Below are 13,462 nucleotides of genomic sequence, written 5' to 3'. Positions count from 1 at the left end.
TGCCTCTTTTGAGGTATTGACTGTTTTTTTGATTGAGAGTATCTTTATTGAATAATTAATACGTTTATAATAACTATATGCAGAGAATGGGATACACTACTTTTCTATATAATAATGGGATGAGTACCAGTTTTATTTAAAAAATTGGTAATATTGCGCTCTATGTTAAAGCTTAAATTAATAGTATGTTTCTTAGCATTTTATTCGCCCGTTATGGGTCAGAATAATGCTGCCGAAATTTTTGGAAAAGCGGCAGATCAGCTTTTAACTGAAAATTTGGAACTATCACTGGAGATAAAGGAGATAACCAGTAATGGGAAGTCAAAAGACAAACAATACAATGTGCTTATTGGGAAATTAGGAGAGGTAGAAAAGACTAAAACTGTAATTCAACATCCTGATAAGTTAAAAGGGATTACCATTGTTATAACGAGTTATCCCGATGAACCAGGATTGATAGAAATATTTACTCCGGCAAATGGAAAAATCAGAAAGATGAAGGCTACTTCCAAAAATATGGATTTAGTTAATTCTGGAGTGTCTATTTCCAATTACACCTCGAAGGATCGGAATCAATTGAGTTTCGATTTTAAAGGGAATGAAGAGTTTGAGGGAAAATCCTGTTATAAATTGCAGGTAAATGATGTTTTAGACTTGGAAAATGGTGAAACCGAATATTTAATTGAAGAAAATACGTATCGTATTTTAAAAATTATAGCCTATGACAAAGACGGAACGGAAAAAAGTATTACAACCTATTCCGATTTTCAGGCAATTGGGCAGCTCAAAGGAAAAATCCAACCCATGTTTATGGTGAATAAGGACCTTAAAAAAGCTAAGCACAATGAAATAAAAGTTTTGAAAATTAAAGCCAGGCCCGATTTAAAAGAAGAAAATTTTAGTATTGAACCAGTTATCAACTAAATAGAAATAGGCTTAGGCCAAGCAAAACAACTTATCATGTCAATAAAGAAATCTATTTTAAAACCGGAGGAGATGGCTGCGCTTTTAAAGCTCAAATTTGGGCGTAAGAAAATTATTGGTCAACATAAAAATGGTAAGATAATAAAGGATAGCAACCTTGCCTATTGCTATAATACACTAGATAAGGTATCAAGATCATTTGCCGCGGTTATTCGCCAATTACCGGATGAGGTAAGGGACGTTGTTTGCCTTTTCTATCTGATCTTAAGAGCGCTTGACTCTATAGAAGATGATATGGATTTGGCTCAGGATACTAAAATTAATCTGCTTCGGGAGTTTTATACAAAAAATGTCGAGCAGGGGTGGAAACTTGACAATGTAGGCGACAAAGAAGAATATCGAGATCTGCTCGCCAATTATGATAAGGTAATAGAGGCATTTTTAGTACTGGACGTAAAATACCAAAACATTATAACAGATATCTGCCAAAAAATGGGTGCAGGAATGGCAGATTTTGCAGAGACTGAGATAACCACTTTGGAAGACTACAATCTTTACTGCCATTATGTTGCGGGATTGGTTGGAATAGGGTTATCTGAACTTTTTGCAGCTTCCGAAATAGAGAGCAAGGAATTGGAATCGCAGAAAATGCTCGCTAACTCCATGGGCCTCTTTTTGCAGAAAACGAATATTGTAAGGGACTATAAAGAAGACCTGGACGAAAACAGAATCTTTTGGCCTGAAGAAGTATGGACCTTATATAGTCCAAAAGTTGAAGGTTTTTCATTACATCCGGGAAAATTAGAATCTGTCTCCGGTCTTAATCATATGGTAAATGATGCGCTTTCTCATGCCACGGACTGCCTTGCTTACTTAAAAATATTAAGAAACGAACGTGTATTCAGATTCTGTGCAATACCTCAGGTTATGGCTATAGCTACACTTGCCGAAGTATATAATAATCAGAAGGTTTTTACTGAAAATGTAAAAATCAGAAAAGGACTTGCTGCAAAACTGATTCTAAGTGCCGGTTCTATAATGGAGGTAGTGAAGGTTTACAAAGAGATGGCCTCTGCGATCGCCAAAAAAATCCCTCATGGATATCCTAATTCTGAAGAAACTTTAGAATTAGTACAGAAAATAAATGCCTATTGTGAACTGGCCCTGGCCGAGGCTCATAAGTCCCACGAAATCGCCTAGGTTTTTATGCCGAATTTCAGCTCGGTAAGCACGAATTTTTAGAATTAGGTTTTATTGTGTAGCATATAATAAAACACTGAAAACATTTAATGACAAAGATTCTTTACCGAAGGAAATAAAAAATTTACTTTTGCCGCTAAACACTAAATACCGGAATTGCACTAAGGCAATACTCCGGTAAAAAAATTAAAACTTACATTTTATGAAAACATTTAAATTTTATGCCATTGCTTTATTCTTTTGTACATTTTTAACGTATCCTTTATTAGCGCAGGATCTTGATAGTACCATAGAACCAAGAGAAAGATTAAGTCTTGTAAGTATGCAGGGAACAGTCACGGATATTGTTAAAGAAACCCGCGATGTAACCCTAAAAGGGGCTAATGGAGAACTGGTTACTGTTACAGCCGGCCCGGAGGTTAAAAGGTTTGATGAAATCACAGTTGGTGATGTAATTACTTTTGACTATTATACGTATTTAAAAGCTGAGTTTCGAACCCCAACTGCTACAGAATTGGCAGAACCATTTGTTGTTTTAGAAGGGGAAGACAAGGCTCCTGCAGGTGAAGCTCCCGCAGCGGCAGTAGGAGAAATGGTTAAAGCTATTGTAACTATTGAAATACTTAACAGACCGCAGATGATGGCTACGGTAGAGGGCCCTAATGGAAATTATTTAACTATACCGATGACGGATGCGGCATTTATGGAAAAGCTGCATATTGGACAAGTTGTGATATTGACTTATGCAGAGGCCATAGCCGTTTCTTTGACGAAAGTTGAATAAGCGAATTCAGTTAAAAATATTTTGGAATTGAAAAAGGGGGAGTGGTTTGCATTCCCCCTTTTTTTTGTGCTTCGCCATCATTTTCACATGATATCTTCAGTGGGTTTAATGTCTATTTAATTTATGCGGTTTCATCATTTTGTTTTTGCCATTTTATATAGGAACTTGTACTTTAGAATTTCTTGATATACATTTTTATTTGGAAGTTTAAGTCTTCCATCCGGTAATATTTATTTTTTGAATTATTCTTGACCGATCAACTAATAGGGAAAGTGCGCTTTAAAATCCTTCTAATTATTTTAGTTCTTTCCCCTGTAATATTTAATTGTGGATATTCTCAGGAGCTTGAACCACGAGCCCTTACTAATTTACCTAAAGAGCTTAATTTTGTTGGATTAGCCTATGCTTATGCCTCGGGAAACACCCTTCTGGACCCCTCTTTGCCTTTGGAAGACTTTGATGGGCAAATCAATACCTTAATTTTGGCCTATGTAAGAGCTATTGATTTTTTTGGTAAATCAGGAAAGGTAGATGTTATACTACCCTTTGCAGGAGGAGATTTTACAGGTATTTTTCAAAACACTTCTTTTGAAGATTCGTATACGGGATTTGGAGATTTAAGGATAAGGGCCTCGGTTAATCTCACCGGCGCCCCCTCTATTAACGCTAAAGATTTTTCAGAGTATAAGCAAAAAACCATTACAGGATTGGCGCTTCAGCTGGTAATTCCAACCGGTAATTATAAAAAGGAACAACTTCCAAACTTAGGTTCCAACCGATGGAGTCTTAGGGCAGTTTATGGCCTTTCTCATAATTTGGATAATTGGGTTTTGGAGGCCTATGTAGGTGCCTGGCTATTTTCAGATAACAAAGAGTTTCTGGGCGATAATACCTTGTCTCAATCTGCGCTATGGGTCGCCAAGGGAAATATTATAAGGTCCTTTAAGAAAAAAGGGATGTGGCTTGCCCTCTCCTTTGGTTACGGTTATGGTGCTGAATCTTTTATAAATGATATAAGAAGAGATGCCACTATTTCTCAACTTAGGCTTGGTATAACCTATTCATTGCCTATAAACCCCAGTCATACTTTAAAATTTACCGCGGCTTCAGGAATCCGATTTCAGCAAGGCAGTGATTTTGATGTATTTGGTGTTTCGTATGTGTACTCGTGGTTGGATAAGTCGCCGGGGAAATTGAAGAAGAAGTAGTGAAATTGTGTTCTTCATTGACTAATATCATGTAGCAGCCTTTTTCAATTAACTATTTTTATAAATTACACCTATTAAAATTAATTATGCCTTAATGTTTACAAAATCATTTTTGATTAAAATAGTCAAAAGAATATTGATTGCGTTGGGCATACTAATAGTCTTATGCATTTTTTTGGGATTCCTGTTCTACAAGGATGTCAAAGGTTTTATGGTGTCGCAGATTCAGGATTATATTGCAGAAATTGAATATGGAGACTTGGAAATTGAAGATATTGAAATGGTCCTTTTTCAGCACTTTCCAAATATTAGTGTAAGGCTCAGGCATATAAATTTCTATGAGAAAAAAGATTCCCTTAGAGAAAAAGACCAGTCGCCCATATTGTATGCTGAGAATATCTATCTCGATTTCGCTCCCTGGGAACTAATCAGAAATAAAAACTTAAAGGTTACAACCATAAGTATAGAAGAGGGGGTCTTGGATCTGTTTATGTACGAGGACAATAAAACTAATCTGGAAAAAGCATTTTCCAAGCCGCAGAACCTCCCTATAGCAAATATTAATTTAGATTCGACTGCCCTCAAGGTGTCGAAACCAAAAAAAAGCAAAACTTCCGAAAATCAAAAGAAACCAGAAGCCGGGAAGAAACTACTTGTGATTGATCTAAAAGCAATTGATCTTGACAATATAACTTTGAAGTATAATAACCCCGGTGAAAAACATTCTTCCGAGGTACAACTGGCTTCCCTCGATGGTACGATCTTATTAAATACCCAGGGAATATCCTGCGATATTGAAACTTCATTTGAAATAACCAAAAGCGCAAAATTACCTTCTATTGCAGAGCAAAGACCGGCATCACTTTCACTCAATTTGGATTATATCGATGCTTCTCAACAAATTGTCATTCATAAAGGAGCTTTGAACTTTGAAAATGTTTCAGTAGACATTAAAGGGACTTATAACCACAAGAATGGCAACTACATTGATATGCAATTTGATGCTTCATCTAACGATATGGCTTTCCTTTCGAAATTAATCCAGGAAGATATACTGGAACAGAATATGTCATCGATTCAAAATGCCGATATTGTTTTAAACGGTCAGATAAAGGGCAAAATGGAAGATAATTTCCCAAAAATTGATTTGAATTTTGGTGTAAAGGATCTTAGTATGAAAGGCCCGGCCGGAAAGGGGAATTTTAATAATGTCGGTTTTGACGGGGAATTACATACCGGTGAAGCCGCTGATTTTTCAACTGCAATTCTCTCTTTACGCAATTTAAGAGGTGAGACTCCCGGAGGTTCTGTTTCCGGAAATTTCTTTGTGAAGAATTTCCAGCACCCATATTTAAAAAGTAACGTAAATATAGCACTGGATTTGGATGGTTATGACGATATTTTTCAATTTTCAAGTATCGACTCCCTTAAAGGTAAGATCAATTTCACTTCAGACTTTGATGGCTTGTTAAATCTTGATAATAAGCTCCAGATGGACAGTATTGGAAGCTGGTCTTTGCAAATGAAAGATATAGGGTTCAAATACAACCCCTCTGAAAAAACAATCAGTAAGTTCAAGGGTACTATTAGTGAAAGCCGAAATGAGGTAAGCCTGAACAACCTAAGTATGGAATATGATAGCAGCAATATGACGATCAATGGCAGGATTAAGAACCTGTATCATTTTCTTTTTAATAAAGAGCAGGAACTTGAGGCAGATCTTGAAGTAAAGTCGTCTCAATTATACACTTCCCATTTCATTTTAAATCCAAATTCCACTGCCTTGATAAATGACCGTATACGTTATTTCGAGACGAAAGTAAAAGTAACCGGCAGCGATAATGATGCTTATGATTCATATTTTCCCTCACTCAATATAGAGCTCCAACATATGTCCTTTGAGCTGGATAAACTCCCGGGGCTATCAAAACTGGAAGGCCTTATTAAGTTTAGTGAGACCCAAACTGGATTTAACGTAGCTATCCCTGGACTTCATGCGGAACTTCCAATTGGATCTGCCGATATATTGGGGAATGTTGTGATCCCTGATGATTTCCGTACATTGGATGTAAATGCGGAGCTGAAACTAAATAATATCCCTGAGGAATACGTATCAGATCTGATCAGAGAAATGAATGACGGCGATTTGTTAAATGCAAAAAATATTAGTGCGGATAAATTGACTATAGTGAATGGCAATTTAAATGTATCAGGAGTACTAGAAACAGTTCCTTTTGCCTTGCGAAAAACGGCCATTACTAATAGCAATATTATTTTAAGGTTAGCTGATTCGACATCTTATGAGGTTAATAATCTCAGTTTGAAATTAGATAGTCTTCGCTTTAAACATTTTCCCGGTTCCTACAGGATTGTGGGCATTGAAGCCTTAACAGGGAAACTGCATGCTGATGCCATTAATACATCAAGTATTCCTAAAATTCCTATTGACATTGATTTTAATGCGGCAAATGACCAATTTAATTTGGACTTTTCAAGTTTAAGAGAATCGGGTAATCAGGATAAAGGATCCTTATTTTTAGACATTGCGAAGACTCCTCCAGATTTTGAATTCACGTATGATCTGGTAGATATCTCCATCGAATCTGTCCTTGAAGATTATACTGACAGGAAGCTTATGGAAGGAACATTGAATGCTTCTTTACAATTCACAGGAAGTGGCACCAATTGGGAAGAAGTGAGCACAAATCTGAGGGGTACCGTGAATATGACGGGCGATTCTTTAATTCTTTATGGTATTGATATTGATAATCTCCTGCGAAAATACCAACGCACTCAAAAGTTTAACCTGGCAGATGTCAGCGCCATTGTACTAGCAGGACCTATTGGTATTGCTGTAACAAAAGGAGCAAATTTTACTAGTCTTATTGCCACTGCTGATCTGAAACCGGAGGACAAGACATATGTTTCTAAGGTAATTACCCGTTGGAGTGTTGATCATGGGGTTTTAAAAACAGAGGATGCTGCATTTAGTACATCATCCAACCGGCTTGCATTTGAGGGTGAATTTGATTTTATAAATGATTCCATCCCCGGCTTTACCGCCTATGTTCTTGATAAAAAGGGCTGCAGCCTAATGGAGCAGCGCATTTATGGTAAAATGGGTAGTGTAAAATCCGGCAATTTAAAAATCGCCAAAACGCTGCTTGGATCTGTTATTAACTTTATAAATTCTGTCGTGGGGGACAAATGTGAACCTGTTTACCAGGGGGAAGTTCTTCATCCAATTCCGATAAAATAATCCGATAAGCCCTCTCGGGCTTTAAACTATTGGGAAAAAATAAAATATTCCACCAGGTATTTATTGGCTAAAGTTTAAATGCCCACCTTTTGTAATAAAAACCAATAGCAAGTTTAGTAGGAAATTTGGAACATAGATGCTTAAACTTGCAGTGATTTTTGTTAATTTTAACTTTTATTTAATATTTATCAAAAAGATCATTTATGAAATTTATTTTACTCACCTTTCTGCTGTTTCTCCTCGGTCTGATGCCAATTCAGGCCCAGGAAATGGAGGAGGAAAAGGAAATAAAACATAATGTTGCCATCTTAGTTGGGGTGACACATATACCTAAGGCTATTGAAGATGGGGAAACATTAAGATCTCAAAATTTAGCTACCATTGGGGCGGATTATTACTATCATTTTAATCCAAAATGGAAGCTTGGAGTAGTTGTGGATATTGAATTAGGTAAATACGTGGTAGAATTTCAAGGGGAAAACCTTAAGAGGGAAGCTGCATTTGTGACTGGTCTGGTTATCGGATATAGGTTATTAAAAGGCTGGAGTATTTTTACAGGACCCGGAGTTGAGTTTGAAAAGAATAAGAATTTATTCATATTAAGAGCAAGTACGGATTATGAATTTGAACTTGGCCAAAATTGGGGTTTAGCACCGGTTTTTAGCTATGATTTTAAAAAGGAATATGGTACATATTCCTTTGGTATTGGTGTAACTAAGGGATTCTAAGATTACCGGAAAAGGTATAGATAGCGCTGTATTTTGTGGTAAATTATTTTATACGTAGATCCCAAAGCTAATTTGTTCGAAACTGGAATAGCAGAGAGAAAATGAAAAAGGACCTGTAGTGCCATATTTTCACAAACCTGACAGGTGCGTTTAAAGTACCTGGCCATATTCAGCAAGGGTATTTACATGATCTAGCGAAATTAAAAACTTTAATAAATACATTGAATACCCTAAGATTTGTTACAAAAATCAATAGATTTATACTTCATAAACATTTATAACGAGAACTATTAACAAAAATCAAATTTATTATGAGAAAAGGATATTTAGCAACGACAATTCTATTGCTATTTTGCGTGGCAGTCTTTGCGCAAAAAAACGAAAAACCCAATATCCTTGTCATTTGGGGTGATGATATCGGATATTGGAATATAAGTCATAACAACCATGGGATGATGGGGTTTAAGACTCCAAATATCGACCGGGTTGCAAAAGAAGGTATTGCCTTTACCGATTATTATTCCCAGCAGAGCTGTACCGCCGGTCGTGCGGCATTCTTGGGAGGCAATGTGCCAGTTCGTACGGGTATGACAAAAGTAGGGATGCCCAATGCTCCACAAGGCTGGCAAAAAACGGATGTAACTATAGCCACAGTGATGAAAAGCCTGGGCTATGCCACCGGACAGTTTGGTAAAAACCACCAGGGAGACCGGGATGAACATTTGCCAACGATGCATGGGTTTGATGAATTCCTTGGAAACTTGTACCATTTGAATGCGGAGGAAGAACCAGAAAATGAAGACTATCCCCATGATTTGGTGCTGGCCAATGGAAAGAAATTCGAAGAGGTTTTCGGGCCCAGGGGTGTTATCCATAGTTGGGCTGACGGTAAAGGTGGACAGCGGATTGAGGATACCGGACCTCTTACCAAGAAACGCATGGAATCCATTGATGACGAAACAGTAACTGTGGCCAAGCGGTTTATCAAGGAACAAGTTGATGCCGGGAAACCCTTCTTCACCTGGTGGAACGGAACCCGTATGCACTTCCGTACTCATGTAAAGGAAGAACGTCGCCACTCCGGTAATGATGAATACACGGACGGGATGATCGAACATGATATGCATGTGGGCCAGCTTTTGGATTATCTGGATGAGCTTGGTATTGCAGACAATACCATCGTTTTTTATTCCACTGATAACGGACCTCACTTCAATACCTGGCCAGACGCCGGTACAACTCCATTCCACGGGGAAAAGAATACTAGTTGGGAGGGGGCATTCCGGTCACCTGCCTTCATCAAATGGCCCGGGAAATTTCCTGCCGGGAAAACCCTGAACGGGATCTTTTCTCATGAAGATTGGCTACCTACATTTGCAGCTGTTGCGGGTGCCGATGACATTGCTGATCAACTCAAAAAAGGGGTCACACTTAATGGAAGACAGTACAAGAATTATATTGATGGAGTGAACCAGTTGGACTATCTGATGGGGAAATCTGAGGAATCTGCACGCAAGGGCTTTATTTATGTAAGTGATGCAGGAGAAATCACCGCACTTCGCTATGGAGATTGGAAAGCGATGTTCCGCGTTCAGCGTGAAAACAAACTTGCACTATGGTTTGAGCCTTTTGTAGAACTCAGGGGCCCGTACCTGTTTAACTTAAGACGTGACCCGTTTGAGAAAGCTCTGGAAGGCTCTAATACATATTGGGACTGGTATGTAGATCGTGTTTATATGTTGGGGGGTATGCAGTATTACGCTCTGAATTTCCTAAATACCTTCAAAGAGTTTCCTCCTAGCCAGGTGCCAGGGGATTGGAGTCTGAGCACTATCGAAAAACAGGTGAATGAAATGATACCAACAAGCCGCTAGGTTGTAAGTAATGGAATTTCAAAAATAACTTTTATGAGGTGTGAAATTAAACACATCTGGTATGGTCGTAGATCTGTATACCTTTTTATAGAAGATTAGCAGTAAATTGAACCAAAAAAGATTGGAGAATAGATAAAAAGGGGTGTTTCGGAAGTATCGGAGCACCCTGTCTAGATGCTATTTTTCCTTGATCTGACAAATAACGGTATGGATTTATCTTGTCGTTCTTATTTAAGATGCTTTTAGTACAAAGAGCAAAGTAATTCCCGAATACATTTTATTATATCATAACCATACGTAATACATGACACTACAAGCAAAAAATGAGTCTTGAATGTGCCAGGGGAAAAATTGGGGTTTATTTATGTCCTTTGGGTATACTTTTGAGCAAGGATTCGGAACATATGCTACAAAATGGAGGTTAAACTTGTAGATATTTAATAAATAAACTTCAAGAGCCAATAGAAAATGAAAAAATATAGGATAATTACTGGTGCAGTTGTTTTAGTTTCTGGCTTCTTAAGTCCATTGCTGATCCCGGCAGTACTTAATTCACATTTATCAGGCACTTTTAAAAGTGTTTTAAGTGGGTTGCTGGCTTTTGGTATCCCTGAAATATTTATGCTTGTGGCCGTTGCAATTATGGGGAAAAGCGGGTATCTGTATCTTAAAGATAAAGCCGTGAAAATTATTACGATCATATCTCCCCAAAAGGTTGGTAAGACGCGGCACTTTATTGGGGTAGTTTTTTTCGTAGCACCCATTATTCTCGGCTTTTTCCAACCTTATTTGGCCCATTATTTTTCCTTTTTTAATAATATGCCGCTAAGAAGTATTATTGGTGCCGATTTGATGCTACTGTTGAGTTTATTTATCCTGGGAGGTGACTTCTGGGAAAAGCTAAAGGGATTATTCAATTATAATATAATTTCTATTAAAAGACCTATAAATGAAGACATACCATTAAATAATTAAAAAAGTTACTATGAGAAAATTATTATTTATTTGGGCCATAATGCTGGCCATACCTGTAATGGCTCAGGATACCGAGGAGAATGTAAAACCGATACAGGACGATGCTTCCAAAGCATTGGATGCCACAGCCACCCAATGGAGTTTCCAGTTTGCTTATCAATTTATGCCAAATTATTATAGCGATATAGTAAATGGGACACCCAGACGAGCAGGGCTCGACAACTATGTACAACTGCGAATTGTTGCTCCTATACCCTTAAAAGGCCTTACGATTCTTCCAAGGGTAACCATCCGGCATTATGAAGATGTAAATAACGGGAAATCCGGATTTGGAAATACCGAGATCTTTGCGTTAATCATTCCAAGATTTAGCGACTGGGGAACCGGTAGGGCCGGTATAGGCCCAATGGTTACATTGCCTGGAAATAAAGATGTGGCAAAGGATGAATGGGGGTATGGACTTTCAGGAGCTCTTGTTAATAATTCCGGACTGTGGTTCTACGGGGTTTTGCTTACCCAATCCTTTCGCTCTATAGATCCCGGAATGCTTCCGGCGGGAACTTCAGACGCAAATCCGCTGGGTATTGCCCCCTTCCTTAATTACCGTTTCGGAGATTCGGGATACTACGCGGGTAACGGCGATATGGTGGCTCTTTACGATTGGAACACCAAAGGGTTTTACCTGCCCATAGGACTTAGATTCGGTAAGGTATGGGTGATGGCTAAAGGTTCTATAAATGCCTATGTCGAATACCAAACCAGTGCGATTTACAAAAACTGGCAGGGCCCGGCGGTTCAGAGTTCTTTTCGCCTTAATTTTACTTATACTATGCCGGTGGGTGGAGGCAAATAATAAAATCAATAATTAGACCTGGCTGTTAATAAAATTATAACCCAAGGAAATAATATAGTCCTATTATAATATCCAAATGAATATGAATATGAAAATCAAATTAGCTGTTTTATGGTCTTTAATGTTATTCACGCACATCGGTATATTTGGGCAGGTCGAAACCAAAGGCGAAAGAGATCATTTAAAGGAACAGGAAACGGAGAGCAATGAAACTTTCTATAGATTAGGTTCTCAACGTACCTGGCCGTTTTTTAGTTTTTTAAACGATCCCGGTGATGATGCCAAGACCTTGGGAATAGAATTTGAGAGTTACCTGAATATCGGAAAATATGAGATTAAAAATATATCCTATTTTGAGGTCGATTCTTACCCCAGGGCGATCCCCGGACAGCCAAATGGTAATCCTGAAGAAACAACAGATGAAATTGTTCCTGCGGACGGCATTAATGATTTATTAATGGGCTTTTGGTTTTCGAGGAAAGGAGCCCATCATGGGAAGCACCACTTAACAGGTGGTTTTGCCGCAATGTTTCCAACAGCTTCTGATAAAACCCTTGGAAGTGGTAAATTTTCTTTAGGACCCAGCATTGATTATGAATTTGAGAGTGGTCGCTGGTTTGCAGGGGCAATTGCGCTGCAGGTATGGTCAGTAGCAGGCCCATCTGATTTAAAAGCAGTAAACATGTTAATGATTAAACCCTTTGTAGTGTTTAATGTGGTGGAACGCTTTGATCTCATTTATATGCCCTATGGTGTTTCGGTGTATTGGGACAAACCGGCGGGCGAAAAGGTTTACTTGCCGTTGGGTGGAGGTGGCCAATACCAGATACCGCTTGGAAAAAAAACTACATTGAATCTGGGTCTGCAGTTCTTTAAGAACGTTATTAGACCTACCAAGGGAACGGTGTATGATTTACGTTTCTTAGTTGAGTTTGTTCTTTAATTAATTCTTAAACCATAAGCGCGCAAAAGCCACAGAAATAGTACTTGTATGATTTATTACTTACACGAAATATAACAAATCAATAAAAGATGAAGCCAGAGACAGTTTATTTACAAAGATTAAGCAGGTTTATAGATGTGGTATATGCCCTCTTATTTTTCCACTTGATAATCAACTACCTGCCCACCTTTGAAGACATGGAGTGGACACACAAACCTTTGGGTCTGTTAAGTCATATGGTAGACAACCGTTCAGAATTACTGAGAATTTTTATAGGTGGCGGGCTGGCATTGTTGTACTGGAATCAGAATAATAACCTCTTTAAAAACCTTATAAAAACTAATGGGGTGCACGCCTTACTCTCTCTGGTTCAGTTGTTCCTGGTGGTATTGTTTGTGTATTTTGCTATTGCCGACCCGGCTTTGGTAAGTAAATCATCACCGGCACTTCAGGCCGGATGTCTTGCCCTTGCAGGGTTTACCAGTATTGGTGCCTGGATGTACGCTGCAAAAAATAAACTGATACGTGAAGAAATAGACCAGGAGCAGGTTAAAGCTATTGCAAAAGACAACCTAATGGAACCTCTTACAGCAGTTGTAAATGTTGGGCTTGCCTTTGTGGGGCCTCTTGTCTGGACTCTTGCCTGGTTTGTTCTTCCTCCCGTATTTATATGGTTATTAAAACCAAAAAATAAATAGTTAATAAGAATAAATA

The 13,462-nt window shown here is 38.2% G+C and carries 11 protein-coding genes; all 11 read left to right on the top strand.

Translation table 11 applies throughout. From position 1 onward, the window contains the following. The first annotated feature begins 213 nt into the window (after window positions 1–213). The 11 genes from Q0874_RS11470 to Q0874_RS11420 all read left to right on the top strand — a co-directional run bounded on the left by Q0874_RS11470 (window position 214) and on the right by Q0874_RS11420 (window position 13,446). Complete coding sequence (locus Q0874_RS11470; RefSeq protein WP_299163338.1) at window positions 214–924, top strand: outer membrane lipoprotein-sorting protein; 711 nt, start codon at window positions 214–216, stop codon at window positions 922–924. A 36-nt stretch (window positions 925–960) separates the two neighbouring features. Beyond that, window positions 961–2,124: a squalene synthase gene (locus Q0874_RS11465; protein WP_299163336.1), complete on the top strand. Its 1,164-nt coding sequence runs from the start codon at window positions 961–963 to the stop codon at window positions 2,122–2,124. 202 nt (window positions 2,125–2,326) lie between these two features. Further along, a complete protein-coding gene (locus tag Q0874_RS11460) occupies window positions 2,327–2,908 on the top strand; it encodes a hypothetical protein (RefSeq protein WP_299163334.1) in 582 nt (193 codons plus the stop codon). Window positions 2,909–3,180: 272 nt separating this feature from the next. Next, window positions 3,181–4,116: a transporter gene (locus tag Q0874_RS11455; RefSeq protein WP_299163331.1), complete on the top strand. Its 936-nt coding sequence runs from the start codon at window positions 3,181–3,183 to the stop codon at window positions 4,114–4,116. A gap of 94 nt (window positions 4,117–4,210) precedes the next feature. Continuing rightward, window positions 4,211–7,375 (top strand): AsmA-like C-terminal region-containing protein, encoded by a 3,165-nt coding sequence (locus Q0874_RS11450; RefSeq protein WP_299163328.1) that lies wholly within the window; start codon window positions 4,211–4,213, stop codon window positions 7,373–7,375. A 203-nt stretch (window positions 7,376–7,578) separates the two neighbouring features. Then, complete coding sequence (locus Q0874_RS11445; RefSeq protein WP_299163326.1) at window positions 7,579–8,103, top strand: hypothetical protein; 525 nt, start codon at window positions 7,579–7,581, stop codon at window positions 8,101–8,103. Between the two features lie 311 nt (window positions 8,104–8,414). Further along, window positions 8,415–9,977 carry an arylsulfatase gene (locus Q0874_RS11440; RefSeq protein ID WP_299163323.1) on the top strand — a complete coding sequence of 521 codons (1,563 nt, stop codon included), beginning with the start codon at window positions 8,415–8,417 and terminating at the stop codon, window positions 9,975–9,977. Between the two features lie 468 nt (window positions 9,978–10,445). Continuing rightward, the gene (locus Q0874_RS11435; RefSeq protein ID WP_299163321.1) at window positions 10,446–10,952 is read left to right on the top strand and encodes a hypothetical protein; all 507 of its coding nucleotides are present in this window, start codon (window positions 10,446–10,448) and stop codon (window positions 10,950–10,952) included. 10 nt (window positions 10,953–10,962) lie between these two features. Beyond that, a complete protein-coding gene (locus tag Q0874_RS11430) occupies window positions 10,963–11,805 on the top strand; it encodes a hypothetical protein (protein ID WP_299163319.1) in 843 nt (280 codons plus the stop codon). An 88-nt stretch (window positions 11,806–11,893) separates the two neighbouring features. Further along, window positions 11,894–12,748 carry a hypothetical protein gene (locus Q0874_RS11425; RefSeq protein WP_299163316.1) on the top strand — a complete coding sequence of 285 codons (855 nt, stop codon included), beginning with the start codon at window positions 11,894–11,896 and terminating at the stop codon, window positions 12,746–12,748. An 89-nt stretch (window positions 12,749–12,837) separates the two neighbouring features. Continuing rightward, a complete protein-coding gene (locus tag Q0874_RS11420) occupies window positions 12,838–13,446 on the top strand; it encodes a hypothetical protein (RefSeq protein WP_299163313.1) in 609 nt (202 codons plus the stop codon). Window positions 13,447–13,462: the final 16 nt, after the last annotated feature.

The sequence above is a fragment of the uncultured Eudoraea sp. genome, from assembly GCF_947490415.1.
In the GTDB taxonomy this organism is placed as follows: domain Bacteria; phylum Bacteroidota; class Bacteroidia; order Flavobacteriales; family Flavobacteriaceae; genus Eudoraea.
This window is presented reverse-complemented; position numbering and strand designations above follow the sequence as displayed.

Excerpts from the sequence above, each read along its gene's own strand:
- Q0874_RS11435 (WP_299163321.1), top strand. The coding sequence starts at position 10,446 with ATGAAAAAATATAGGATAATTACTGGTGCAGTTGTTTTAGTTTCTGGC.
- Q0874_RS11420 (WP_299163313.1), top strand. The coding sequence starts at position 12,838 with ATGAAGCCAGAGACAGTTTATTTACAAAGATTAAGCAGGTTTATAGAT.
- Q0874_RS11425 (WP_299163316.1), top strand. The coding sequence starts at position 11,894 with ATGAAAATCAAATTAGCTGTTTTATGGTCTTTAATGTTATTCACGCAC.
- Q0874_RS11460 (WP_299163334.1), top strand. The coding sequence starts at position 2,327 with ATGAAAACATTTAAATTTTATGCCATTGCTTTATTCTTTTGTACATTT.
- Q0874_RS11445 (WP_299163326.1), top strand. The coding sequence starts at position 7,579 with ATGAAATTTATTTTACTCACCTTTCTGCTGTTTCTCCTCGGTCTGATG.
- Q0874_RS11430 (WP_299163319.1), top strand. The coding sequence starts at position 10,963 with ATGAGAAAATTATTATTTATTTGGGCCATAATGCTGGCCATACCTGTA.
- Q0874_RS11465 (WP_299163336.1), top strand. The coding sequence starts at position 961 with ATGTCAATAAAGAAATCTATTTTAAAACCGGAGGAGATGGCTGCGCTT.
- Q0874_RS11470 (WP_299163338.1), top strand. The coding sequence starts at position 214 with ATGGGTCAGAATAATGCTGCCGAAATTTTTGGAAAAGCGGCAGATCAG.
- Q0874_RS11440 (WP_299163323.1), top strand. The coding sequence starts at position 8,415 with ATGAGAAAAGGATATTTAGCAACGACAATTCTATTGCTATTTTGCGTG.
- Q0874_RS11450 (WP_299163328.1), top strand. The coding sequence starts at position 4,211 with ATGTTTACAAAATCATTTTTGATTAAAATAGTCAAAAGAATATTGATT.